This is a genomic window from Type-E symbiont of Plautia stali (assembly GCF_059731115.1).
This window is the reverse complement of record NZ_AP035907.1, coordinates 538,689-564,387: the sequence shown is the minus strand read 5'-3', so window position 1 is coordinate 564,387 and position 25,699 is coordinate 538,689. Positions and strand designations below refer to the sequence as shown.

At 54.0% G+C, this 25,699-nt stretch carries 22 protein-coding genes; 13 read left to right on the top strand and 9 right to left on the bottom strand.

The window, feature by feature from the left end; translation table 11 throughout:
- Positions 1-3 precede the first annotated feature (3 nt).
- Positions 4-717: a molybdate ABC transporter substrate-binding protein gene (gene modA, locus AC6I8L_RS22530; protein WP_058961327.1), complete on the bottom strand. Its 714-nt coding sequence runs from the start codon at positions 715-717 to the stop codon at positions 4-6.
- A complete protein-coding gene (locus tag AC6I8L_RS22525; protein WP_058961328.1) occupies positions 686-1,756 on the bottom strand; it encodes an ABC transporter substrate-binding protein in 1,071 nt (356 codons plus the stop codon). The genes modA and AC6I8L_RS22525 overlap by 32 nt, the downstream gene beginning before the upstream one ends.
- Before the next feature lie 219 nt (positions 1,757-1,975).
- Here AC6I8L_RS22525 and leuE point away from each other — a divergent pair, with 219 nt between their 5' ends.
- From leuE to AC6I8L_RS22485, 8 genes are all read left to right on the top strand, one after another.
- Positions 1,976-2,614: a leucine efflux protein LeuE gene (gene leuE, locus AC6I8L_RS22520; RefSeq protein WP_058961387.1), complete on the top strand. Its 639-nt coding sequence runs from the start codon at positions 1,976-1,978 to the stop codon at positions 2,612-2,614.
- Positions 2,615-2,948: 334 nt separating this feature from the next.
- Positions 2,949-3,935, top strand: coding sequence for an ABC transporter substrate-binding protein (locus AC6I8L_RS22515; protein WP_058961329.1), 987 nt, complete (start codon positions 2,949-2,951; stop codon positions 3,933-3,935).
- Between the two features lie 60 nt (positions 3,936-3,995).
- Complete coding sequence (locus tag AC6I8L_RS22510) at positions 3,996-4,841, top strand: ABC transporter permease (protein ID WP_058961330.1); 846 nt, start codon at positions 3,996-3,998, stop codon at positions 4,839-4,841.
- Complete coding sequence (locus AC6I8L_RS22505) at positions 4,841-5,602, top strand: ABC transporter ATP-binding protein (RefSeq protein WP_058961331.1); 762 nt, start codon at positions 4,841-4,843, stop codon at positions 5,600-5,602. The genes AC6I8L_RS22510 and AC6I8L_RS22505 overlap by 1 nt, the downstream gene beginning before the upstream one ends.
- An 18-nt stretch (positions 5,603-5,620) precedes the next feature.
- Complete coding sequence (gene hisD, locus AC6I8L_RS22500; protein WP_058961332.1) at positions 5,621-6,949, top strand: histidinol dehydrogenase; 1,329 nt, start codon at positions 5,621-5,623, stop codon at positions 6,947-6,949.
- Positions 6,942-8,237: a hypothetical protein gene (locus AC6I8L_RS22495; protein WP_058961333.1), complete on the top strand. Its 1,296-nt coding sequence runs from the start codon at positions 6,942-6,944 to the stop codon at positions 8,235-8,237. The genes hisD and AC6I8L_RS22495 overlap by 8 nt, the downstream gene beginning before the upstream one ends.
- 1 nt (position 8,238) lies before the next feature.
- On the top strand, positions 8,239-9,204 hold the full coding sequence (locus AC6I8L_RS22490) for a zinc-dependent alcohol dehydrogenase (RefSeq protein ID WP_058961334.1): 966 nt from the start codon (positions 8,239-8,241) through the stop codon (positions 9,202-9,204).
- The gene (locus tag AC6I8L_RS22485; protein ID WP_097119118.1) at positions 9,201-9,962 is read left to right on the top strand and encodes an SDR family NAD(P)-dependent oxidoreductase; all 762 of its coding nucleotides are present in this window, start codon (positions 9,201-9,203) and stop codon (positions 9,960-9,962) included. Before AC6I8L_RS22490 ends, AC6I8L_RS22485 begins: the two co-directional genes overlap by 4 nt.
- Here AC6I8L_RS22485 and AC6I8L_RS22480 read toward each other — a convergent pair.
- Positions 9,955-11,091 (bottom strand): alpha-hydroxy acid oxidase, encoded by a 1,137-nt coding sequence (locus AC6I8L_RS22480; protein WP_058961335.1) that lies wholly within the window; start codon positions 11,089-11,091, stop codon positions 9,955-9,957. The two genes, AC6I8L_RS22485 and AC6I8L_RS22480, sit on opposite strands and share 8 nt — an antisense overlap.
- Positions 11,092-11,195: 104 nt before the next feature.
- A complete protein-coding gene (locus AC6I8L_RS22475) occupies positions 11,196-12,032 on the bottom strand; it encodes an undecaprenyl-diphosphate phosphatase (RefSeq protein ID WP_058961336.1) in 837 nt (278 codons plus the stop codon).
- Between the two features lie 438 nt (positions 12,033-12,470).
- Here AC6I8L_RS22475 and AC6I8L_RS22470 point away from each other — a divergent pair, with 438 nt between their 5' ends.
- The 3 genes from AC6I8L_RS22470 to biuH are packed head-to-tail and all read left to right on the top strand — an operon-like array spanning position 12,471 to position 15,922.
- Positions 12,471-13,919 carry an amidase gene (locus AC6I8L_RS22470; RefSeq protein WP_058961337.1) on the top strand — a complete coding sequence of 483 codons (1,449 nt, stop codon included), beginning with the start codon at positions 12,471-12,473 and terminating at the stop codon, positions 13,917-13,919.
- On the top strand, positions 13,912-15,222 hold the full coding sequence (locus tag AC6I8L_RS22465) for a purine-cytosine permease family protein (RefSeq protein WP_058961338.1): 1,311 nt from the start codon (positions 13,912-13,914) through the stop codon (positions 15,220-15,222). Before AC6I8L_RS22470 ends, AC6I8L_RS22465 begins: the two co-directional genes overlap by 8 nt.
- The gene (biuH, locus tag AC6I8L_RS22460) at positions 15,215-15,922 is read left to right on the top strand and encodes a biuret amidohydrolase (protein WP_058961339.1); all 708 of its coding nucleotides are present in this window, start codon (positions 15,215-15,217) and stop codon (positions 15,920-15,922) included. Before AC6I8L_RS22465 ends, biuH begins: the two co-directional genes overlap by 8 nt.
- Here biuH and AC6I8L_RS22455 read toward each other — a convergent pair.
- Complete coding sequence (locus AC6I8L_RS22455; protein ID WP_058961340.1) at positions 15,911-16,813, bottom strand: alpha/beta hydrolase; 903 nt, start codon at positions 16,811-16,813, stop codon at positions 15,911-15,913. The two genes, biuH and AC6I8L_RS22455, sit on opposite strands and share 12 nt — an antisense overlap.
- A gap of 98 nt (positions 16,814-16,911) precedes the next feature.
- A complete protein-coding gene (gene aptA / locus AC6I8L_RS22450; RefSeq protein WP_058961341.1) occupies positions 16,912-18,243 on the bottom strand; it encodes an omega-aminotransferase AptA in 1,332 nt (443 codons plus the stop codon).
- A 98-nt stretch (positions 18,244-18,341) separates the two neighbouring features.
- Here aptA and AC6I8L_RS22445 point away from each other — a divergent pair, with 98 nt between their 5' ends.
- Complete coding sequence (locus AC6I8L_RS22445) at positions 18,342-19,241, top strand: LysR family transcriptional regulator (protein ID WP_058961342.1); 900 nt, start codon at positions 18,342-18,344, stop codon at positions 19,239-19,241.
- Between the two features lie 300 nt (positions 19,242-19,541).
- Here AC6I8L_RS22445 and betA read toward each other — a convergent pair whose 3' ends face one another.
- Genes betA through betI form a run of 3 tightly spaced genes read right to left on the bottom strand, consistent with a single transcriptional unit; the run spans position 19,542 to position 23,330 of the window.
- Positions 19,542-21,221, bottom strand: coding sequence for a choline dehydrogenase (gene betA / locus AC6I8L_RS22440; RefSeq protein WP_058961343.1), 1,680 nt, complete (start codon positions 21,219-21,221; stop codon positions 19,542-19,544).
- A gap of 26 nt (positions 21,222-21,247) precedes the next feature.
- A complete protein-coding gene (betB, locus tag AC6I8L_RS22435; RefSeq protein ID WP_058961344.1) occupies positions 21,248-22,720 on the bottom strand; it encodes a betaine-aldehyde dehydrogenase in 1,473 nt (490 codons plus the stop codon).
- 13 nt (positions 22,721-22,733) lie between these two features.
- Entirely contained in the window at positions 22,734-23,330 is a 597-nt protein-coding gene (gene betI, locus AC6I8L_RS22430; protein WP_058961345.1) for a transcriptional regulator BetI, read from the bottom strand.
- Between the two features lie 253 nt (positions 23,331-23,583).
- Between betI and AC6I8L_RS22425 the strand changes: the two genes are divergently transcribed.
- Positions 23,584-25,614 (top strand): choline transporter, encoded by a 2,031-nt coding sequence (locus AC6I8L_RS22425; protein ID WP_058961346.1) that lies wholly within the window; start codon positions 23,584-23,586, stop codon positions 25,612-25,614.
- The last annotated feature ends 85 nt before the right edge of the window (positions 25,615-25,699 follow it).

Here is a 25,699-nt window from a genome sequence, read left to right as displayed (position 1 = left end):
CATTCAGGCAAAACCATTCTGTTGCAGAATGGCTCTGGCCGCTGTTGTACTGAGAAAGGCGGCAAGGGGATTAGCAGAGTGGGTGAAAGTCGCCCATCCATATTCCGCCTGAATGTTGAACGGTTCCGGGATGCTCAATACCTGCAAATGCGGATGATTTATTAGACGTGGAGCATAGCTGGCGTAGCCAATGAAGAGATCTGCGTGCTGTTGGTCGATTAACCATTGTGCTGCCAGTTCGCCCGTGGGGACAGCCAGGCTATCGATGCCACCCACCAGCTGACGCGCGCGCTGTTTCAACCTTTCACCGCAGTCTGGATAAACCTGTCCGATATTGTCAAACAGCTGCCAGGTGTAATCGCCGGAAGGGTCGCTTAACGGCGTCGATGTTGCCAGCCGCAGGTCGTCACGTTGTAAAAGTGTAAGCCAGGTGTCGTTTTCGGTGACAACGTCACGTCTTGCGGTCAAACATAAGCTGTTAGCGGCAAATTTTCCGGTGCGCATTGCCAGACCGCGCTGTAACAGCGTGGCCGGGTGCTTAAGATTGGCGGATGCAAACAGATCGCAGCGTGCACCTTGTTCAATCCTCTGCCGAAGTAAGCCTGCAGGGCCAAAGTGGGTGTCGGTCGTCAGGCCAGACTGATGATGAAAGGCTGCTATCAGATCCGGCCAGACACCGCGCAGACTACCGGCTGCCAGAATGTGCAGCGTTGTCATGATAGGCGGTCCGATAAAAATGCTGATACCAGCGATCAGCCTGCTGTTGCATATCAATATCGCGGAATTTGTCCGGATAGAGTTTCTTCGCCATCCAGAGCTCACCTAAGCCGATAGCTTCTGGCATTGGATATCCCCAGGCTTTGGCATATTCCGGCATCAGCCAGACCCGATGATGCTTCACCGCGTCAATGGTGCGCCAGCGTGGATCTTGTTGGATCTCATCCACCACTTGAGGATAGCGATCCTGGACAAAAATCACCTGAGGATTCCATGCCACAACTTGCTCCATGCTGACTTGCTTGAAACCCTGAACGGTCGATGCCGCAACGTTGTAGGCGCCCGCGTGCAACATCATCAAACCGGTGTATTTGCCAGAACCATAAGTGGTGAGGTCCGGATTGGCCATGTAAGCACGAACACGCTGTTGCTCAGTTAAACCTTGCAGACGATCGCTCACCAGTTTACGTCCGGCAAACGCCGCGGCAATCAGCGCTTTGGCCTGTTGCTGCTTATTCACCACCTCACCAATCAAGGTAATCCCTTCTTTGATGCCGAGATCGTAAGCTTGATTCTCATTCTGCATGCTGGGGTTAATCTTGCCTTGTTCCCCTGCATCGTCATGGCGTAAGGAAATAGCCAATACCGGAATGCCCAGCGCCGAAATCTGGTCAATCATCTCTTTTGGCGCGTAGTTAGTGACAAAAACCACCTGCGGATGCAGCGCCACCAATTTTTCTAAATCCACATGGGTAAGATCGCCCAGCATGGCTTTCTGTGTCAGTTCAGGCACCAGCTGCGCGTAGCCATCACCCAACTGTTGCTTCCAGTTCGCGAGGATGCCGACGATCTTATCGGTCGCGTTGAGTTGCACCAGCAGGTTCAGCGTTTGGTGCTGTAGCACCACCACGCGATCGACCTGATCGGGGATCGTCACCTGACGACCAATTTGGTCGGTCACCACACGGCTGGCGAAGGTGTTCAAAGAGGTGAAGGTGAGTAAGCCTGCCAGAATCAGGCGGTTAAGCGTTATGTTCATGAGTTATCCCTGCAGCGTAATGCAATGGATTATATAGCGCTAATTGGCAGGCGCCTATGACTCTTTCAGTGATACGCAGTCGTCGGACGACATGGCACAGCGTCATCTGCTACTATATCGGCCCAATTGCAGCGCGATCCGCTGTCAATTTTCACCTGTCAAATCAAAACAAAAGCCATCGGGCGAATCAACCTGCATGGCGGTGGAGTAGTGGTTGTTATGTTGCACGATGTAGGAATTATTAATGTCTGGACGTTTCTGGCGGGTGCGCTGGTGATTATTCTGCTGCCCGGCCCAAACAGTTTATACGTGCTGCGTACCGGGATGAGCCGCGGTGCTAAAGCGGCGTCTAAGGCGATAGCAGGGGTGATGATGGGTGATCTGATTCTGATCTTCCTTGCCTGGGCCGGTGTTGCGACGCTGATTCGCACCAGTCCGCACATTTTTATGGTGGTGAAGTATCTGGGCGCGATGTTCCTGCTCTACTTAGGCGTAAAAATCATTCTGGGTGCATTGCGCAAGCGCGAAGGTAACCAGCCTGCTGAAGCCGTTAAAATAGAAAATTATTTCCTGCGCGCACTGCTGCTGGGCGTGACCAACCCGAAAGCCATTCTGTTCTACGTCTCCTTTTTCATCCAGTTTATTGATCCAGCAGTCACTCACACTGCGCCTGCCTTTGCAGTGCTGGGCTCGATGATTCAACTGATCAGCCTGAGCTATTACCTGATTTTGCTGATGGCGGGCAACGTGATGGTTCGCTTTCTGAAAAACCGCACTCGTCTGGTAAAACTGGGGAATATGCTCACGGGCATGTTGTTCTTTGGTTTTGCTGTGCGCTTAATGAGTGCACAAAGTTAATTTTATCCCCAGCGCTAATATCCAGGAAACAGCAGGAAAACCTGCTGTTTCCCTTTTCGGGTAGCATTTAAATCATCCCGGCTTTCTACTCCCACCAAAATTTGTTGTGACCCGCCCAGCTTTTTTCTTTTAATTTATTCGACGTTCTTAATGAGCAGGATATTGTTTGCCATAGTGCAGTGCACTATTGGCGTGCACCGTTAAGGCGCAGAAAAGATTAATGACTGCGGACACAAGCGGATATTTAACTGGCACCACTCTTGCATACTCTTGTATATACATGAGTGTATCACTTGTCGCTAACACCCCATAATCATAACAGAAGGAAATAACTATGTTTTCTCTCCATGCTGTGAAGAAATCAGTTTCTCATGTTTGCTGCTTAGGTTTATTCACACTCGCGGCACACTCTGTTTATGCAGCGGAAGCAGCGCCTATCAAAATGGGGGTTGAACCCTGGTTGGGCTACGGCCAGTGGCACATAGCCTCGGCAAAGGGCCTTTTTGCCAAATCTGGGTTGAACAAGGTTGAAGTGATTAACTTCGCCGAAGATAAAGATATCAATGCGGCGCTGGCGAGTGGTCAGATTGATGCCGCCAATATTGCTACCCACACCGCTATGGGGATGATCTCCGCCGGGCTGCCGGTAAAAATCGTCCTGGTGCTGGATCAGAGCAACACGGCAGACGCCATCCTGGCGAGCAAAGAGGTCGGCAGCGTTAAGGAGCTCAAAGGCAAGCAGGTCGCATATGAAGAGGGCACCACCAGCGATATCTTGCTGCGCAGCGCGCTGGCATCGGCAGGATTATCCTTTAGTGATATTAAACCGGTGCCGATGCCTGCAGCTTCGGCTGGTAGTGCCATCCTGGCTGGAAGAGTACCCGTAGCAGTCACCTACGAGCCGTATCTCAGCGTGGCGAAGAAATCAGACCCGAGTATTAAAATGCTGTATAGCGGATCTTCCGATCCAGGATTAATCAGTGATGTGCTGGTCGTGCGTGATGATTTTATTAAAAGCCACCCGGATGAAATCAAATCATTAATTAAAACCTGGGGTGCGGCGCTCGATTTTTATAACGCCAATACCACTGAAGGTCGCGCCATTATTTCTAAAGCTGTGGGGGCTACGCCTGCGGATTTAGATACCGCCTTTGATGGGGTTAAATATTTCACCTTGAGTGAAAACAAAGCCTACCTTTCACATGATTTTACCAGCAAGACGTTCCCGCATATTTTAAAAGCGGCAACCGAGGCCGGAATTGTGACCCAACCGGTGACGCCTGCTCAAATCATTGATGCAGAGTTTGCCAATCAGCAGTAAGCGTTAATAGCGCCTCTCTGCCGCACCTGTCAGCGGAGAGGCATGAAAACAGGAGGGGGCATGAGTTCAGTTGAGTTGCAGCGGGTTAATCGGCAGGCGAAGAAAAAACGCCGTCGGAGTCACCTATTAACCATTGGTAAAGAGCCAACGAGGGCGCAATTTTTAACTATCGCGATTCTGGTTTTCGTGTGTCTGATTCTGGCCTGGTGGCTGGCCACCTCCTCAGGGGCCATCAAGCCTATTTTTCTGCCTGGCATTGAGCGCGTCTGGCATCAGATGGTGACGCTGGCACAGAACGGCACTTTGCAAAGTGATATTGCCAGCAGCCTGTATCGCATGGTGATTGCGTTCGCTATCTCTTCGGCGATGGCCATTTTCATTGGTGTTCTGGCGGGTTGCTACGGTTTGTTTAAAGCCATAGTTGAACCTCTGGTCGATTTTATTCGCTATATGCCGGTGGTGGCGTTTGTCCCTCTCACCATTTTATGGACGGGTACTGACGATATTCAGAAATTCCTCGTGATCTGGATTGGTACCTTCTTTCAGCAGGTGCTGATGATGATCGATGCCATCAAACGCGTGCCACCTGATTTCGTCGGGCTGGGTCGTACCCTTGGCTTATCCGATCGCAAAATCTTACTGCGAATTGTCATTCCCTCAGCTTTACCCGCAATTTGGGATGCATTGCGCATCAGCCTCGGTTGGGCATGGACATGGTTAGTGCTGGCCGAATTGGTGGCTTCAACTTCGGGTCTGGGCTATCGCATTGTGGTCTCGCAACGCTATTTCCAGACCGACACTATTATTGGCTACATCCTGTTATTAGGGCTGCTAGGCCTGATTACCGACCAAATCATGCGCGCCGCTGAGCGTGTGTTATTCCGCTACAACCGGAGACGTTCCTGATGGCGAGCTTAACAATAAATCAACTGGAGAAGAGCTTCGCACAGGGCAAATCCCGACGCCGCGTGTTGCACGGTATCGACCTGACGCTCAACGACAACGAGTTTGTCTCGATTGTTGGGGCTTCCGGCTGCGGCAAAAGTACATTGCTATCGATTGCGGCCGGTCTGGACGATTTTGACAGCGGCGATGTGCTGGTGGATGGGCAACCGATTCCCGGCCCAGGACTGGACCGCGGCGTAGTGTTTCAATCTTACACTTTGCTGCCGTGGCTGACGGCGCGCGGCAATATTGAATTTGCCCTGAAAGCCGCAGGCACACCAGCCAGCCAGTGCCGGGAAATCGCGCAGCAGCATCTGGAACTGGTGAAACTGGGTGATGCCGCCGATCGCTGGCCCAGTGAACTCTCGGGAGGGATGAAGCAGCGTGTGGCCATCGCCCGAGCGCTCTCGTATCGCCCCAAAATTCTGTTAATGGATGAGCCTTTTGGCGCGCTGGATGCCATGACGCGTCACCAGATGCAGCAGTTACTGATTGAGATTTGGGAAAAGCATCGCCTGACGGTGATGTTTGTTACGCACGATATTGAAGAAGCCGTCAGGCTGTCGGACCGCATTGTGGTGATGGGCCCAGGAAAAATCGATACCACTTTCGCGGTGAACTTACCGCGCCCCCGTCATGAGGGGATCAATCGCGTACCTGAATTTATCGAGCTGCAGCATCAGGTGCTGAGCCGCATTCACCAACACGAATTCACGCACTGACAATATTGAGGATTTACTATGGCCGTTTCATTTCATGATCTGTCAACGTCTGACGTATTACCTGAGCAGCTATTCAAACGCACCGAATCTGACCTGTCGAGTTTTGCCGAGAAGGTGAAGCCGATTATTGAAGCAGTCAGAACTGAAGGGGATCAGGCGTTAATTCGCTTTGCCCGTGAATTCGATGGCGTGCAGCCAGAAACCTTTACCATCAAGGCTGACGAACAGGAGTTCGATGCGGCATTCGAACGCGTTGATCCGCAGGTGATCGACGCGATCCGTTTCGCGGTGGAGAATATCCGAGCGTTCCATGAAGCACAGAAGCCCGAGGAGATGTGGTGGAAAGAGATGCGTCCTGGCGCTTTTGCCGGTGATCGCCATGTTCCGATTGATGCCGTAGCCTGCTATGTCCCGCGCGGTAAGGGCTCATTTCCCAGCGTGTTGCTGATGACAACCATTCCCGCCATTGTCGCCGGTGTGCCGCTGCCCATTGTGATTACGCCCCCAGGCCCGGATGGCACTGTGGATGATGCGACGCTGGTTGCTGCGCGACTGGTGGGGATTGAGCACGTTTATAAATGTGGCGGTGCACAAGGGGTGGCGGCAGTGGCGTTCGGCACCGAATCCATTCCGAAATGTTTGAAGATTGTCGGCCCCGGCAGTCCCTGGGTGGTAGCGGCCAAACGTCAGCTTGCGCATTTGATCGATCCCGGTGTGCCTGCGGGTCCTAGCGAAAGCCTGATCTTAGCGGATGATTCGGTGAATGGGGCATTGGCGGCGCTCGATCTGATAATTGAATCCGAACACGGCCCGGATAGCTCGGCTTATCTGGTGACGTCCAGCCGTCGCGTGGCGGAAGAGGCCATCGCCGCGCTACCGGGCTACTGGCAGCAGATCGGTGAAAAAAGGGCAGATTTCTCCCAGCGCGTACTCTGTGGCGACCACGGTGGCGTGATCCTCACCAAAGACTTCGCCACGGCGATTGAATTCGTCAACGCGTACGCCCCGGAACATCTCGAAGTGCTGGCACACGAACCGATGGATGTGATGATGAAAATCCGCAATGCGGGTGAAATTCTGCTGGGAGAGCATTCGCCGATTGTGCTGGGTAACTTCGTGCTCGGGCCTAATGCGGTGTTACCAACCAACGGGGCGGCGAAAACCGCAGGACCGCTCTCGGTGTTTGACTATATGAAGCGTATGTCTATCGCTTATGTCACCAGCCGGGGCTATCAGGAATTGGCTCCTAAAGCCAAACGCTTTGCGGAATATGAAGGGTTCCCCGGCCATGCATTGGCGGTGTCAGATATCCGACAGACCTTACTGAAAGGTGGGCGCGATGAATGATCGCCTGCGTCCTCCACTTGCGGCAGAAGCGCGTCGTTTAACCAAAGAAAACCAGTGGGAACGTGCCAGCGAGAAACTTCAGCAGTTGATCGCAGATGTCACCGGGATCGAGGCGATCAGCCTGCAGATCAACCGCGATCAATACAGCCTGAACTCTTTAAATGGTCGCGTGCTGCTCGCGGATGGGCGCACGCTGTTTTTCAAATTCCATCACGAAGAAGGGGAAGAGCACACCATTGATGAGTATTACCGCGCTGAACTGCTGCGTGAGCATGGCTTCGCTGTCGATGTGCCGGTTTACACCTGCGGTGAACCGGGGCGACAAATTCTGCTGTACAGCTTACGCAACGATCAGCGTCTGGCGGATGTGTGCCGTGCAGTGGAATCCACAGCGGACTGGAAGCAATCAGCAGCGATTATTGAGGCTCAGCGTCGCGCCGATAGCGATATTCTCGCTCACACGCTGCCCACGTTGCGTATGGCAACGGCGGCAGAAGTGGCAGCTGAATCTATTCATCAATTGTTCTGGAATCGACTGGTTTCCGAGGGTGATCCGGATGACTTGGGTGGACGAGTAGCGCAGTTCTATATTAGGCAGCGCTTCACGCTGGGTGAGGTGCAGCTCGATTGGGAAACTCTGAGCCAGATGCATTGGCAGGTCAACGGCGTGTTATATCCCCAGACTCTTCACCAGCTGTTCCTGGCTGCGGGAGAAGTGTTGAAACCTGCTGCGCTGGCGTCTCACGGTGTCGTGGTGGCACATGGTGATGCACACAATGCCAACGTATGGTACGAAACGCAGCACGGTGAACCTGAACTGGTGAGTTTCGACCCTGCTTTTGCGGGCAGCAATATTCCCGCTTTACTGGCTGAAATTAAAGCCACGTTCCATAACATTTATGCGCATCCGTGCTGGTTGTATGAACCTGACGATGCCGCCGCCCGCTATCAGGTCAATGTGCGGTGCGATGGCAACACGCTGATTGTTGAACATGACTGGCAACTCAGCCCGCTACGCCGCGCATTTCTGACCAGTAAAGGAGAGCTTTACTGGAAGCCTTTGCTTGCAGCCCTGCAGGAGAAAGGCTGGCTGCCCGGCAACTGGCAACAGATTATGCGGCTGGCGTTGTTCTGCTGTCCGACGCTGGTGATGAATTTACGTGCCGGCTCATCCAGTAACCATAATCCGACAAGCTCAGCGATTGGCTTCTCGGTTGCCGTGATGCTGGCGTGCGGCGGAGAGGATGAATTCACCCACTGGATCAACAGCCTGATCACGGAGAACTGAGATGAAAGCGGTACGCCTCAAAGGTATTGGTCAGGTCACTGTTGAAGAGCGCTCCTCACCCGATTTGCCCGCCGGATGGGCCAGTATCAACGTGCACTCAGCAGGAATCTGTGGCTCCGATTTACATAATTTCAAAACTGGAAAGTGGATTGCTCATCTTCCGGTAACACCGGGACATGAACTATTCGGCGTCATTAGTGAAATCAACGGCGAAAGCGATCGCTTCCAGCCAGGCATGCGCGTGGTGGCTGATTCGCGCGTGTATTGCGGCCATTGCGCATTTTGTTCGTCGGGCGCAATGAACCTGTGCGAGTCCCTGGGCTTTGTTGGAGAAGTGTTTGACGGTGGTTTTGCTGAACAGGTGGCGTTGCCGCTAAGTAGTTTGCTGGCGGTACCCGATGCGATTCCTGATGAGATAGCGGTATTGAGTGAACCGCTAGGCGTGGCGTTGCGAGTGGTGAATCAACTCAATCCCGCAGAAGGTGATGCTGTGTGTGTCACGGGCGGCGGAACCATCGGAGGTTTGACAGCGTTACTTCTGCATCGCTTGAAAAAATGTCAGGTGCAGTTAATCGAACCGAATGCGCAGCGCTATAAATTGATCGCTTCTGTCGTGCCGCTGTCCACGCCCCAAAAATATGCCTTGGGTGTTGAAGCCTCAGGATTTCCTGCCGCACTCTCGCAGCTGATCGCAGGGATAACTTCGGGTGGTCGCATTGCGATGGTCGGAATATTTCACCATACGGACGGCATTGATCTGAATGCTTTAGTGGAGCGGGAGATCACGCTGGTGGGTTGCAGTGTCTTCCAGCATGAACAGCAGGCGGCACTGGATATCATGGCCTTGCTGGCGGACGACTTAACAAGGCTTATCGCGCCACCGGTGCAGCTGGATGATGTGCCTGAAACCTATCAGACGCTGATTGAGGGCAAATCGGCCTTCCTGAAAACGGTAATCAAATTATGAGTGTCATGACGTCATTTTCCTTACAAGGTAAAAACGCATTGGTCACGGGCGGGACACGTGGCATTGGTTATGCGCTGGCACAGGCGTTGGCTCAGGCCGGTGCGCGTGTGACGATCACCGGTCGTGATGCGGTTACACTAAAAGCCGCGGTGGCGCAGTTGCGCGCCTCTGGCGTAGAGGCACAGGGACTGATTCTGGATGTCACTCAGGTTGAAAGCATCCAACAGACGCTAGCCGCTGCGGGGCGGGTGGATATTTTGATTAACAATGCAGGCACCGAACAGATTCGCCCTTCGCTCGAAGTGGATGAAGCGTTGTGGGATACCATTGTTGGCACTAACCTCAAGGGCGCATTTTTTTGTGCTCAGGCGGTGGCGAAAAACATGGTTTCTGCGGCATCCGGCGGTGCGATCATTAATGTGTGCTCGCTGACCACCTGTGTGGGCGTGCCCGGCGCCGTTGCCTATGCCAGCTCCAAGTCAGGATTGGCGGGGATGACGCGCACGCTGAGCGCGGAATGGGCGGCGCATAACATCCGCGTGAATGGCATCGGTCCCGGCTACTTCGAAACGGAAATGACTCAGGTGTTTTATCAGGATGACGCGTGGCGCGACGCGATGCAGAAAAAAATCCCGCTTGGTCGATTTGGTGAATTCGACGATCTGGCCGGCAGTGTGGTTTTTCTTAGCTCGGAGGCTGCCCGATATATCACCGGGCAGATTCTGTATGTCGATGGGGGATATCTGGCCTCTATCTGATCTGCAGCATCTCTTGCCGCAGGTCTGCAAGGGTGTTGCAGCCTAATTGGGCCAGCGTGCGGTCAACTTCCTGAACCAGCGCAGTGATCACCTCGTTCGCCAGTGCTTCGCCACCTGCGGCCACCGCATACAATAAGGGCCGTCCAATCAATACGGCATTAGCCCCGAGGATCAGCGCTTTAATCACATCGGTGCCGCGGCGGAAACCGCTGTCGATCAGAATGATAAATTCATCACCGACCGCCGCACGCACGCTGGCAAGCACAGACATCGGGCTGGCGGTGCCATCCAGTTGTCTGCCGCCATGATTCGACAGGACAATGCCTTGAGCACCGATTTTTTGCGCCATGAGGGCATCGTCAACGGTCATGATGCCTTTCACATACAACGCGCCGTCCCACAGTGAACGAATCCACGCCAGCGTTTCCCAGCTCAGGGTCTGATCCATTTGCTGAGCGAAGTAAGTGGCACCGCCGGCTCCTTGCTGCTGTTCAGCGGGCAGGTAAGGCTTAAGATTGCCGAAGCCCGGCATACCGTGTGGCACCAGAGTGCGCAGCACCCAGCCCGGTTTCATCGCCACGTCACAGAGTGCCGGGAATGAGAGTTTCATGGGCCGTCGATAGTGCTGCTTATCGCGCTCACGATGACCAAAATGCACCGCATCAACGGACACCACCAAAGCAGTACAGCCTGCGTCTTTGGCGCGACTGATCAAATTCTCAGTTACTTGCTTATCTTTAAGGACGTAAAGTTGAAACCAACGTTCCTGATGACCAGTCGCTTGTATATCCTCAATAGAAGCGGTTGAAACGGTGCTCTGAATATGGCCAATGCCCGCCTGAGCCGCAGCGCGGGCGAGCATGAGATCGGATTGATTTCTCAGCATGCCGTTATAGCCAGTGGGAGCAACAAGAAGGGGGGCAGCCAACTGCGTGCGGCCAAGGGCAACACCGATATTCCGCTGACTGGAATCGCGTAATACTGAGGGTAAAAATCGCCACTGTTGAAAGATAGCCCTATTGTGATTGAGCGTCACTTCCCCCTCTGCGCCACCATCAATATAGTCGAAAGCGAAATGGGGCAGTGTGCGTCTCGCTTTTGCGCGCAGTTGTTCTGGATTGAGCTTCATCTTTATCCCTGTCTGTCATTCGAGGTTACCTACCTGTATAGACAACCTGCAAGCAGCATGCCAATGATTTCACTGCTGAGGTTCAGAGAAGCTCAATCCGCGAGTCAGCCCAACCAACCAATCAGTGCCGCAGCGCACAAGCAATAGCCACCGAACAGATGCCAGCGATCATGCTCCAGCCAGCGGGAAAGCCAGCGTAGCGCCAGAAGTCCGGCGACAAAACTCAGTATCATGCCCACCAGGCTGGGCAGAAGCACGCCGCTGCTCACTGCGACCGTACCAGCAGAGCCTGAACTGAAAGCACGCAGGCCCTCTTTAACGATCACCGCCGGTGTCAGCACCACGGCTAACGCAAAACTAAATTCTTCCGCACGTTTACGGGCCACACCCAATGAAAGACCGGTAGAAATCGTGGCGCCAGAACGAGAAAAACCGCGAAATGGCAGGCATAAACCCTGAACGAAACCAATACCTGCAGCGCTTAAGGGCGAAAGTTCGCCGCGATCTTTTTCTTTCAGGCGTGAAGAGAGGATAATTAATAAGCCTGCGGCAGCGAGACCACTGGCGATTATTTTACTATTACTAAACAACGACTCTATTTCAAACGTGTCGGCGTTTGCGGCAAAGAAATATTTAATCAGCTTCATCAGCGCCAAACCCACTACGCCGGTCACTGCGGTGGCGAGAATAATTAAAAATACATTCTTATTAAATGCACGGCCCGAACTGAAATAGGTCTCCCGCCAGTTATTCCAGAAGTAAACAATCACCGCGAACATCGTGCCGGTATGCAGCATCACCAGCAACAGTGTCATATCGGGGGCCGCAGGGTCCAGCCCCAGGAGTTTCTCCGTCATAATGACGTGTGCAGAGCTGGAAACCGGCAGTAACTCTGCCAACCCCTGTATTACGGCCAGAATGGATACATCGAAATAATTCACCCGTTCGCCCTCAGATAAAATAATGGGAAATGAGACCTGACTTAACCTCGCACACCCTGACACATTTCTCATTTTAGCCGTGATAAGTATTATCCTATTCGTGATGTCGTTTATGAAATGTTTACTGAATTAAAAATCGAATAATACGCAGGTTACAACAGCATGACGTGGCGCTGTATTTTCCGATGATGTTTTATCCATCCAGTGACATTTAGCAACGCTGAAAGCAGCCTGCATCGGTGATGACCAAAATGGCGCATTGCTGCGCTATTTTTGTGCTTCCTGTTAAACCGAATGCATTAAAACGAAACATAAGTATTCGATCTTGTATCCAAGTCCGTATCCCATCAGGCGTTATCTCCTCGCCGCTGATTGTTGGCACCTTCTGGCACGCAAACTGCATTAATCCCGTTAAGTGACCAAATCGGGAGATGAATCATGTTTGAGGCTTTACTGGATGAGGATGCTACTACATTGGCAGCGTTGATCCGCAATGGCGAAGTGTCTGCCCGCGAATTGACGCAAGCCGCGTTGGATCGTATGGAAAAACGCGAACCACTGATTCGGGCTTTTTGTACGGCATCACCCGAATTGGCGTTACAGCAGGCATCAGTGGTGGATGCGAAGCGTGCACGCGGTGAAGCGCTGGGGGCTTTTGCGGGTGTGCCATTGGCGGTAAAGGATCTCATTTGCACGGCGGGTGTGAAAACCACCTCCGGTTCGGCAGCCTATGCCGATTTCATTCCTGAAGATGACGACATCACCGTCGAGCGCCTGCTGGCTGCTGATGCTGTGCTGCTGGGGAAAACCACTGCGCCCGAGTTTGGTTATAGCGGCGTTGGGCACAATCCGCTGTTTCCTTCACCGCGCAATCCCTGGGATTTGAGCAAAACGCCCGGCGGTTCCAGTGCCGGATCCGGCGCGGCGCTCGCCGCTCGCCTTTGCCCGATGGCATTGGGCAGTGACGGCGGCGGATCGGTACGTATTCCAGCGGCGCACTGCGGCGTTTATGGATTCAAGGCCTCGATGGGGCGGGTGCCGTTATGGCCTGGCTGCCGCGATGAACGCTTTCCCGGCGTCTCTAGCTGGGAATCACTGGAGCATATTGGCCCCATGACACGCACGGTGCGAGACAGCGCACTGATGATGTCAGTGATGGCAGGCCCGGATATGCGCGATCGTCACTCCATTCCCTGCAGCGACGTGAACTGGATTTCTTCTCTGGAAAAACCCTTAAACGGGCTGCGCATTGCGTTTAGTGCCGATTTTGGCTACATCGCCGTCGATAAAGAGGTGCGTGACGTTGTCACTAAGGCCGCTCGACATTTCGCCCGTGAACTGGGGGCGGAATTAGAAGAGGTTGATCCAGGGATTGCCGATGAAGGCGCCACCTTTGCCGCGCTGGTGGCCTTTGAAAGCGATCTCACAGGCATGCGTCAGATGCAAAGCGAACTGGGCTCACGCATGTCACCTCATCTGAGCGCCATGCTGCAACGCGAATGGCGCGCTGAACACTTTACCGACGCCAATACCGCACGCAAGAAGATCTGCAATCAGCTGTGGCGATTTATGCAGCGTTACGACTTGCTGTTGACGCCAACGCTGGCAGTGCCGCCGTTCCCGCTCAATATGCAGGGACCGGAAATCATCGATGGGCGCATGGTGCGCAGCGATCATTGGTTGTCGTTCTGTTATCCCTTCAATTTCACTGGCCAACCGGCGGCCTCAATCCCTGCGGGCTTCACCGCCAGTGGCTTGCCGATTGGTCTGCAAATCGTGGGTCGTCATCTGGACGATGGCCTGGTGCTGGCGGCAAGTGCCGCTTTCGAGCGCATCCAACCGTGGAATCACCTTTATCCTGACTTAATCGGAGTTGCCCATGAGTAACAAATCCTCCCCTGCGCTGGAGCAGGAATTTGAACACGAACCGGTACCTTTAAGTCACCGTCACTCGACGCGGTCGGTATCAGCTGTCTGGTTCGGTTTCCCGATGATCCTTACCAACGCGTTGTTTGGTGGCATTATTACCTGGCATTTGGGTTTCTGGCCCGCGCTGATTGCCATCCTGCTCGGCAATCTGGTGCTGTTCGCTTATGTTGGCGCACTGAGTTGGTTTGCAGGTAACACCGGGATGAACTTCGCCCTGCAGGCAAAGCGTACCTTTGGCACTAAAGGCTATATCCTCGTTTCCGGTTTTCTCTCGACCGTCGTGATTGGCTGGTATGCGTTTCAAACGGGTTTAACTGGTACAGTCATTAACCAAACCTTTGGCTGGAACGCACTCGCGGTGACCGCTATCGCCATGGTGCTGTATACCGGCGTCACCTTCCTCGGCGTGCGTGCGTTGTCGATCCTGGGCATGATTGCCGCACCGTTGTTTGTGGTGCTCGGTTTGGTCGCACTGTGGTTGATTGGGCAGGATCACGATTTCAGCACCATCACTCAGTTCAAAGGCAGTACTGGTGCAGTCGGCGCCATGAGCATGGGAACGGCGGTGACCATGGTGGTGGCAGGATTCGCCGATTCGGGCACCATGACCGCGGATTTTACCCGCTGGTCGAAAGACGGCAAATCAGCAGTTATCGCCGCGTTTTCCGCCTTTCCTATGGCGAACGTCATCTCATATCTGTTCGGTGTGGTGATTGTAGCGGTGGGCGCGGCGATTGATCCGGTCAATAATGGCGGTAATTTCCTGCCAATGCTGATGAACCATGGCACGTTACTCTCCATCATCGCTTTCCTGTTTGTTTTCATTAACCTCGGCTCTGTTTGTACCCATTGTTTGTACAACGGCGCCGTTGGCTTCAGCCATCTGTTCAGCAGCAAGATGCGAGTCTGGACGTTGATTCTCGGGGCGATCGGCGGAGCGCTGGCGCTGGCGGGCGTGTGGTCCTACTTCCTCGAATGGCTGAGTTTGCTCGGCATCGTGGTACCGCCGTTTGGTGCGGTCATGATCGTTGACCTGATCTTCATGGCAAAAATCAGCGAGCAGCGCAAAACCTGTCGTCTGCGCGGTAGCGCTTTTGCCGCCTGGGCGGTTGGCAGCTTGTGTGCGGTGATTGCCCACATTGAATTCCCGCAGTTTGGTGAAGCGGTGATTGGCCTGGTGACGGCTGCTGCCAGTTACACTTTGATTGTCAAACTGAAACGTGAAAACGCAGCGAGCCTGATGGAGCAGAAAAATGCCTGAATTCACCATTGATTCAACACCTTATCCCTGGCCCTTTGATGGGCGGTGTACGCCTGCGGATACCGCACTGATCATTATCGATATGCAGACCGATTTTTGTGGCAAGGGCGGCTACGTCGAGAGCATGGGGTATGACATCGCACTGACCCGCGCTCCGATAGCGCCTTTGCAGCGCGTGCTGGCACGCATGCGGGAGTTAGGCTTCCCGATCATCCATACGCGTGAAGGCCATCGTCCTGACCTGAGTGATTTGCCGGCCAATAAACGCTGGCGTTCAAAGCGGATGCAGGCGGAAATTGGTGCGCCGGGTCCCTGTGGTCGCATTTTGGTGCGCGGTGAGCCGGGCTGGGAAATTATCCCGGAGCTGGCGCCACTGGCGGGTGAAACCATCATTGATAAGCCAGGCAAAGGCTCTTTTTATGCCACCGATCTTGAACTGATCCTGCGCAGTCGGGGGATGCGTAATCTTATCATCTCGGGTATTACCACCGATGTCTGTGTGCATACCACGCTGCGCGAAGCCAACGATCGCGGCTTCGAATGTCTGGTGCTGTCCGATTGCTGCGCCGCGACCGAGCTAAAACACCACGAAGCGGCACTGAGCATGATTCACATGCAGGGCGGTATTTTTGGTGCGGTGGCCAGTTCGGAGACGTTGCTGGCGGGCCTGGCTCAACCTTCCGCCGCGTTAAGCGTTTAACCATTGCAGATAATGCCCCGGCCACTCAGTCGTTTGTGTGCCGGGCTTACCCAATCCAAAACCATGCCCCCCGCTGGGATAGCGATGCATCTCAACCGGCACATGCTGTTCCTTACACGCGGCAGCCATGATCAAAGTATTGTGCGGATCGGAAACAGGATCGTCTTCGGCCTGAACCAGGAAAAACGGCGGTGATTGCGGATTAACGTAGGATTGAACCGACCAGGCGGTATCCGCGCTGAGTGATGCGTCTTTCCCGACCAACACTTTATGCGTGGAGGTGTGCGTGTAAGGCGGCTCTAGCGTGATAATGGGATAGATCAGCGCGGCACGATCGACCGTCGCGGGGAGATTGTCCAACGCATCACTGGCCTGATAAGCATGAAAATCCGCGCGGTTCGCCGCCATTCCCAGCAGGTGCCCGCCAGCCGAAAAGCCCAATACGCTGACATTGTTCTCACGGTGGCGCACGATACGCAGTGCGCGCTGTGCATCCTGAAGTGACACTAACGCACCATCTTTCCAGCCTTCCTGCGGCAGGCGATAACTCAGCACATACGCTGTGTAGCCTTGAGCCGCCAGCCACGCGGCAGCGGGCCAGGCTTCTTTGCCCATTTCGATACGCGTATAGCCGCCGCCAGCCGCAATCAGTACAGCGCGTCCCTTCGGCTGAACAGGCTTGAAGACGGTGAGCGTCGGCATGGCAATATTCCGCTGCGCGCCTTTGGCACTAAACGTCATCGCCCCTAAAGGTCCACCGCCACCAGGCGGTTGTTTTGGCCACAAGGGCAATACCTGTGCGGGTTTTGCCGCGGAAGCGGCCAGACTAAAGCCGCTGCGTGCGACTAAGGGGGAGAGCAGTAAACCGGTAAGAAAGTGGCGACGGAGCATGGCCGATCCAGACTGAATGCAAAAAGGTATTGAATCAGAAGAATCGGCAGAGAGTATGAAGAAGATGTTGTTAAGTATGACCAATCAACTCATTTTCCTCACGCTATGTGATGCAACGTCTCACCTACAGCGTCAAACAAGCGATCCAACTCGGCAGGCTGTGTATTGAACATCGGGCCAAACTGCAGCGTATCGGCACCGAAGCGCACATAAAAACCAGCTTTCCATAGTGCCATGCCCGCATCAAACGGTCGAATGGTGGCATCGCCGTCGCGCGGAGCAAGCTGGATGGCACCCACCAGACCGCAGTTGCGGATATCGATGACGTTCGGGCAATCACGCAGCGCATGCAGTGCATGGGCAAAATGCGGTGCCAGCTCGGCGGATTGCGCAATCAGCGCGTCATGTTCCAGTAACTCCAGCGTCGCCAGGCCCGCCGCACAGGCCACCGGATGGGCAGAGTAGGTGTAGCCGTGAGCAAATTCAACCGCGTGTTCTGGCAGTTTTTGCGCCATAAAGGTGTTGTAGATTTCGCTGCTGGCGACCACGCCACCCAGCGGCACCGCGCCATTGGTGATCTGCTTGGCGAAATTGAGAATATCGGGCATGACGCCAAAATACTCAGCGCCGCTCCAGCGGCCCATGCGGCCAAAACCGGTAATGACCTCATCGAAGATCAGTAAAATATCGTGCTGGGTGCAGATTTCACGCAAGCGTTGCAGATAGCCTACCGGTGGGATAATCGCCCCCGCAGAGCCGGAAAGAGGCTCAACAATCAGGGCGGCGATGTTAGAAGCATCATGCAGCTCAATCAGTTTCAGCATCTCATTAGCCAAGGCCACACCGCCGGTTTCGGCCTGGCCAGCAGTGAAGGGCAGATCGGTTTGCAGCGTGTGTGGAATATGGTCAACGTCCATAAACTGACCGAACATCTTACGATTGCCGCCAATGCCGCCCAGGCTGGTTCCGGCGATATTTACGCCGTGGTAACCTCGCGCGCGTCCGATAAATTTGGTTTTCGCCGGCTGGCCTTTGATGCGCCAGTATGCGCGCGCCATCTTCACCGCCGTGTCTGCTGATTCCGAGCCCGATCCGGTGAAGAACACATGGTTTAGATCACCCGGCATATGCTGGGCAATCTTGTCTGCCAGCTGAAATGACAGCGGATGGCCGTACTGGAAGCCGGGCGAATAATCGAGCGTACCCAGTTGTTTCGCCACCGCCTGCTGGATTTCACTGCGGCAGTGGCCCGCGCCACAGGTCCATAAACCGGAAAGGCTATCAAAAATCTGCCGTCCTTTATCATTAGTCAGCCAGCGGCCTTGAGCGCCGACAATGATACGGGGATCGCGCTGGAAATTCCGGTTGGCAGTAAACGGCATCCAGTGCGCTTGCAGATTGAGATCGGTAGTGTTGACAGCATCAGACATGATGTTTCTCCAGACAGGTGTATGAAGAGTTTGCATTTAACGGTTAGTTAAGTTAAATCCCTATTAATTCATCTTCAGTTATTGATTTACTCACCTATATGAAAAGCAAATCGCTCGCGCAGGTCACCGACTTTGATCTCAAATTATTGCGCCTGTTTAAAACTGTGAATGAGAGCGGCAGCTTCTCTGCAGCAGAAAGTTTGTTGGGCATGACGCGATCGGCCATTAGCCTGCACATGGGCGATCTTGAAAAGCGACTTGGCATGCGATTGTGTCAACGCGGACGGGCGGGTTTTGCCTTGACCGAAGAAGGGCGTGAGATCCTGCGACACAGCGAAAGTATGATGGCGGCTATCGAGCAGTTTCGCCTGCAGGTTAATCAGATGCATAAGCAGCTGCGCGGGGATTTGAATATCGGGATTATCAATAATCTGGTCACGCAACCACGCATGAAAATTACCCATGCGCTGGAGAAACTGCATGAGATAGGTCCGGATATTCGGCTGAATATCAGCATGATGACGGCCGCAGAGATTGAAAGAGGGCTGATGGATGGTCGCTTGCACGTCGGTGCGCTGCCAGTCACTTCGCCGATTTCCGGCCTGGATTACATGCCGTTATATGATGAGCGGTCGCAGCTTTACTGTAGCAACACCCATGCGTTGTTTTCCCTCGAGCCAGATGAAGCGCAACTGAAGGGATGTGATGCCATCGCACCCGCTTTTCGCATGACGGCAGAAGCGATTGCCATGCACCAGAAACTCAATTGCAATGCCACGGCAACCGACCGCGAAGGCATTGCCTTTTTGATTCTCACCGGCCGCTTTATCGGTTTCTTGCCTGACCATTATGCCGCACAGTGGGTGGAGAAAAAGATGATGCACGCCATCGCACCGGAACGTTTCCACTTCACCAGTAAGATCGCCGTGGTGACACGCAAAGGGCGCAGCCATAATGCCATTCTTGAACGATTTTTACAGGCGATTGATTGGGAATGAGTTTTACCACAAGGCGTAAAAAGAACACGTTACTAGTTACAACATACTTTAAAGCTGCATCAATACGCTAAATGCCGGCTATTGTGCGTCATCAGTCTACAGGAAAGAAGGGAGCGTCAGTCACTGCAGAATATGACGAACCTCCCTGCTTTAAGTTGTAAAAGGGGGTGCATGATGCCGCAAGACGTGATCAACTGGGCTCAGATGACATTAAGCTTGAGTTACAGCGGCTGATTATGGCTTATCTGTAAAGCTAGCCAAAGAAGAGCAGGGTGACGAGAGCCACCCTGATATATACGGTTAGGCGCGCTTCGGCTCACCACGCACCGGCAGATCGCCAGCGACGAAATAATCTGCTTCGCTGCGCGGCAACGGCTGACGTCCACGAATGTTATCCGCGATCTTTTCACCGATCATAATAGTGGTGGCATTCAGGTTGCCAGTGATGATCAGCGGCATAATTGACGCATCTACCACGCGCAACGCCTGCAATCCATGCACACGACCTTCACCATCAACCACCGCCATGCTATCGCTGCCCATTTTGCAGGTGCCGCAGGGGTGATAGGCGGTTTCCGCATGGTTTCGCACAAACTCATCCAACTGTTCATCAGTCTGGCAATCGAGGCCTGGACTGATTTCTTTGCCGCGATACTTATCCAGCGCGGGCTGATTGATGATCTGGCGCGTAATACGAATCGCATCACGAAATTCCTGCCAGTCCTGTTCATGCGCCATGTAGTTGAACAAAATAGCCGGATCACGACGCGGATCGCGCGATTTAATCTGCACATGCCCACGGCTCGGTGAACGCATTGAACCTACGTGACACTGGAAACCGTGCGCTTCAACGGCGTTAGAGCCGTTGTAGTTAATCGCTACTGGCAGGAAGTGATACTGAATGTTCGGCCAGGTAAACTCTTCGCGGCTGCGGATAAAGCCACCACCTTCAAAGTGGTTGCTGGCACCGACGCCAGTGCCGTTGAACAGCCACTCTGCACCGATTTTCGGCTGGTTCCACCATTTCAACGACGGATAGAGTGACACCGGTTCTTTGCACTCGTACTGCAGGTACATTTCGAGGTGATCCTGCAGGTTTTCGCCGACGCCCGGCAGATCATGTACCACCGGAATGTCGAATTTGTTCAGCAGTGCAGCAGCGCCCACGCCAGAACGTTGCAGAATCTGCGGCGAGGCGATGGCACCGGCGCACAGCAACACTTCACGTCGCGCATGCACCTGATGTGGCGTGTTGCCCGATCCCTGCAAATATTCCACGCCCACCGCGCGCTTGCCTTCAAACAGGATGCGATCGGTGGTGGCATGGGTAACGATTTTCAGGTTCGGACGAACTTTGGCGGTATCGAGATAGCCGCGCGCGGTGCTGGATCGACGACCTTTCGGCGTGACGAAGCGATCCATTGGACCGAAGCCTTCCTGCTGGTAGCCGTTCAAATCTTCCGTGCGCGGATAACCTGCTTCAACACCGGCTTCGATCATCGCAGCAAACAGCGGATTATTATCAGGCTTACAGGTGGTGATGCTGACCGGGCCTTCGCCGCCGTGATAATCATTGGCGCCAATATCGCGGGTTTCTGACTTGCGATAGTAGGGCAGGCAGTTCAGGTAGCTCCAGCTTTCCAGCCCAGGCTGCTGAGCCCAGTTATCGAGATCCATCGCGTTGCCGCGGATATAGCACATACCATTGATCAGCGATGATCCGCCCAGACCTTTACCGCGTCCGCACTCCATGCGGCGGTTATTCATATGTGGCTCAGGCTCGGTTTCATACGCCCAGTTATAGCGTTTGCCCTGCAACGGATAAGCCAGCGCGGCTGGCATCTGCGTGCGGAAATCGAAGCGGTAGTCAGGGCCACCCGCTTCTAAAAGCAGCACATTCACGCTGCTGTCTTCGGTCAGTCTTGTTGCCAAAACGTTCCCTGCGGATCCGGCTCCGATAATGATGTAATCAAATTCCATTAGTCGCTCCTCAGGTTAAAGCTCAATTAAAATACGGACTGAAAACGAGATAACTCGACCTGCACCGACTTCACCTGGGTGTAGTTTTGCAAGGTCATCAGGCCATTTTCACGGCCAATACCGGAGTGCTTGTAACCTCCCACCGGCATTTCGGCGGCAGATTCACCCCAGGTGTTGATCCAGCAGATACCCGCTTCGATCTGGTGAATCACGCGGTGTGCGCGGTTCAGGTCTTGCGTGACTACGCCCGCAGCCAGACCGAAATCGGTGGCATTGGCGCGACGTACCACTTCTTCTTCGCTTTCGTAAGTCAGAATCGACATCACCGGCCCGAAGATCTCTTCACGCACGATGGTCATCTCATCGCGGCAATCGGTGAATACGGTCGGTTCAACCCAGGCACCGTTATCAAACCCGGCACCGCTCAGGCGTTTGCCGCCGCACAGCAGACGCGCACCTTCGTTGATACCGGATTCGATATAGCGCATCACGTTGTCACGATGCGGGAAGCTCACCAGCGGACCGAAATTGGTGTCGGGATCGTTGAGATCACCCGCTTTAATGCGTGCAACACGCTCAGCGATTTTCGCTTCAAACGTGGCCTGGAATTTAGCCGGGATAAACACGCGCGTACCGTTGGTGCAGACCTGGCCCGAGCTGTAGAAATTGGCCATCATGGCGATGTCAGCGGCCAGATCGAGATCGGCATCATCAAAAACGATCAGCGGTGACTTGCCACCCAATTCCATAGTGACTTCTTTCAGCGTGGAACCTGCGGCATTCGCCATCACTTTTTTGCCGCTGGCCACGCCGCCGGTAAAAGAGACTTTATCGATGCCCGGATGGTCAGTCAGCAGTTGACCAGTGACCGCGCCACGACCGTTCAGCACATTGAATACGCCGGCAGGCAGGCCCGCTTCGGTGTAAATTTCTGCCAGTTTTAATGCTGTAAGTGGGGTGACTTCGCTCGGCTTAAAGATCATCGCATTACCCGCTGCCAGCGCAGGCGCGGATTTCCACAAAGCGATCTGAATCGGGTAGTTCCACGCACCAATACCAGCGACCACGCCGAGCGGTTCACGGCGGGTATAAACAAACGCCGTGTCGCGCAGCGGGATCTGCTGGCCTTCCAGCGTCGGGATCAGCCCGGCGTAATATTCCAGCACGTCAGCACCGGTCACGATGTCAACATATTGGGTTTCGCTCAGCGGCTTACCGGTGTCGAGGGTTTCCAGCGCGGCCAACTCGTCGTTGCGCTCACGCAGAATATCGACGGCACGGCGCAGAATGCGTGAGCGCTCCATGGCGGTCATCGCGGCCCAAACTTTCTGGCCTTTTTGCGCGGCAGCGACGGCGCGATCAACATCTGCCTGTTCCGCCTCATGTACTTCGGCCAGTACTTCGCCATTGGCCGGGTTGATGGTCTGGAATGTATTACCTGCGCTCGCCGCAATGAACTGACCATCGATATACAGCTGCTGTTCGGTGAATCGGGACATGATTTCTCCTTCCTCAGTGATTCAGTGCGCCAGCAAGTTGCTGACGGATAAATTGGGTGGTGAGCGTTTTGGCCACATCCAGATTGAACGGTTTCCCACTCAAGGCGGCGCGAAGCCAAAGGCCATCAATCAGGGATGCCAAACCGTGTGCCGCTAAGCGTGCCTGCTCACGTGGCAACTCACGACGAAACTCGGCAGCCAGTGTCGAAAACAAACGACGGCTGCTGACGCGCTCTAAACGACCGAGCTGCGGCTGATGCATGCTGCTGGCCCAAAAATCCAGCCAGGCTTTCATTGCTGCGCTGTGCACCTGGGTGTCATCGAAGTTGCCTTCGACAATTGCCAGCAGGCGCGCTTCGGTCTTCGCGCCAGCCAATGGTTTCAAGCGGGCAGCCACGGCATCACGTAATTGACGCGTAATGTCGCGCATCGTTGCTTCCAGCAAACCGTTCTTGTCTTTGAAGTAGTGGCTGATGATGCCGGTTGAGACGCCAGCCCGGCGCGCAATTTGCGCAATGGTTGCGTCGTTGATACCCACTTCGTTGATGGTATCGAGGGTTGCATCAATCAGCTGCCGACGACGAATCGGCTGCATTCCCACCTTTGGCATGACTCCAGCTCCACCACAATGTCAGAGGACTATTTAAACTTTTTTTGATTGCACGTTCAATATAAAAAAGAATTTTGTTAGGATACTGTGCTTCGATTGTTACAAAAGCGCAGCGGTGATCCGGGCTATGCGGCTCATCGTCAGAAGAAAGCACTACAGGGAGGGACAACAGGGGTACTGATAACAACAAGGCCTGGCAGACAGGTCACGCTAATCCATTGAGTCATTACAGGAAATTAACCAGAGGTCATCGATGATTAATCCACCTGCCAGTGAAAAAGACAGAATCAATCCTGTGGTGTTCTACACCTCAGCCGGACTGATTCTGACATTTTCACTTGTCACTATTTTTTACAGCGAGCTGGCTGCCAGCTTAATTCAGACTGCGGTTAACTGGGTTACCGCTACATTTGGCTGGTACTACATGCTGGCCGCGACGCTGTATATCGTGTTCGTTATCTACATGGCCTGTTCACGTTACGGCGCCATCAAGCTCGGGCCAGAGCAATCCAAACCAGAATTCAGCTTATTAAGCTGGTCAGCGATGCTGTTTGCGGCCGGTATCGGAATTGATCTGATGTTCTTCTCGGTGGCCGAACCGGTCACGCAGTACATGCAACCGCCTGAAGGCGCCGGACAAACCATGGAAGCCGCCCGGCAAGCCATGGTGTGGACGTTGTTCCACTACGGCGTAACTGGCTGGTCAATGTACGCGCTGATGGGGATCGCGCTGGGGTACTTTAGCTACCGCTACAATCTGCCGCTCACCATCCGTTCTGCGCTGTATCCAATCTTTGGCAAACGTATTAACGGGCCGATTGGCCATACCGTGGATATTGCAGCGGTAGTGGGGACCATCTTCGGCATCGCCACCACCTTAGGGATTGGCGTGGTTCAGCTCAATTATGGCCTGAACGTGTTGTTTGATATTCCGGAAGGCTTTACCGCGCAGGCGGCGTTGATTGTGCTGTCGGTGATTATCGCCACCATTTCCGTGACCTCTGGCGTGGATAAAGGCATCCGTATTCTGTCGGAACTCAACGTTGCGCTGGCATTGGGGCTGATTCTGTTTGTGCTGTTCATGGGCAAAACCGACTTCCTGCTGAATGCACTGGTGCTCAATGTCGGTGATTACATCAACCGCTTTATGGGCATGACGCTGAACACCTTTGCGTTTGAACAGCCAAGAGAGTGGATGAACAGCTGGACGTTGTTCTTCTGGGCATGGTGGGTCGCCTGGTCCCCGTTTGTTGGCTTGTTCCTGGCGCGCATTTCACGCGGTCGTACTATCCGTGAGTTCGTGCTCGGTACGCTGATTATTCCGTTCACCTTCACGCTTTTGTGGCTGTCGGTCTTTGGTAACGCCGCGCTGTATGAAATTATCCACGGTGATGCCGGCTTTGCTCAGGAAGTGATGGCGCATGCAGAACGTGGCTTCTACAGCCTGCTGGCGCAGTATCCGGCGTTTAAGTTCAGCGCTTCGGTCGCGACCATTACCGGCATGCTGTTCTACGTCACCTCAGCGGATTCCGGTTCACTGGTGTTGGGTAACTTCACTTCGAAGCTGAAAGACATCAACAGTGATGCACCGAACTGGCTGCGTATCTTCTGGTCAGTGGCGATTGGTGTTCTGACCATGGGTATGTTGATGACCAACGGTATCTCTGCGCTGCAGAATGCCACGGTGATCATGGGACTGCCGTTCAGCTTTGTGATCTTCTTTGTGATGGCCGGTTTGTATAAGTCTCTCAAAGTGGAAGACCATCGCCGCGCCAGCGCCAGTCGTGAAACGGCACCGTACATTCCGGCCAGCAACGATCGCCTGAGCTGGAAGAAACGTCTGTCGCGTCTGATGAACTATCCAGGCACACGCTACACCCAGCAAATGATGGAGAACGTCTTGTTCCCGGCAATGCAGGATGTAGCGAAAGAACTGGAGTTGCGCGGCGGTCGGGTTTCACTGGACCGCGTGGAGCCGGAAGAGGGCCATCCGTTAGGTTATCTGGATTTGCGCGTGCTGCTGGGTGAAGAGCAAGACTTCGTGTATCAGATCTGGCCGCAGCAGTATTCGGTGCCGGGCTTTACCTATCGAGCGCGCAGTGGTAAATCGACCTATTACCGTCTGGAGACATTCCTTCTGGAAGGTAGCCAGGGCAACGATTTGATGGACTACAACAAGGAGCAGGTGATTATCGATATTCTCGATCAGTACGAACGTCACCTGAACTTTATCCATTTGCATCGCGAAGCACCGGGCAGCAATATCACTTTCCCAAGCGTATAAGCCCACGGACAGCGGCAGCCCTGCCGCTGTCCGTGCACTTTCCCTGGAGCAAGCTACACTTTCAGCCTGCTCTAAGGGAGACTGA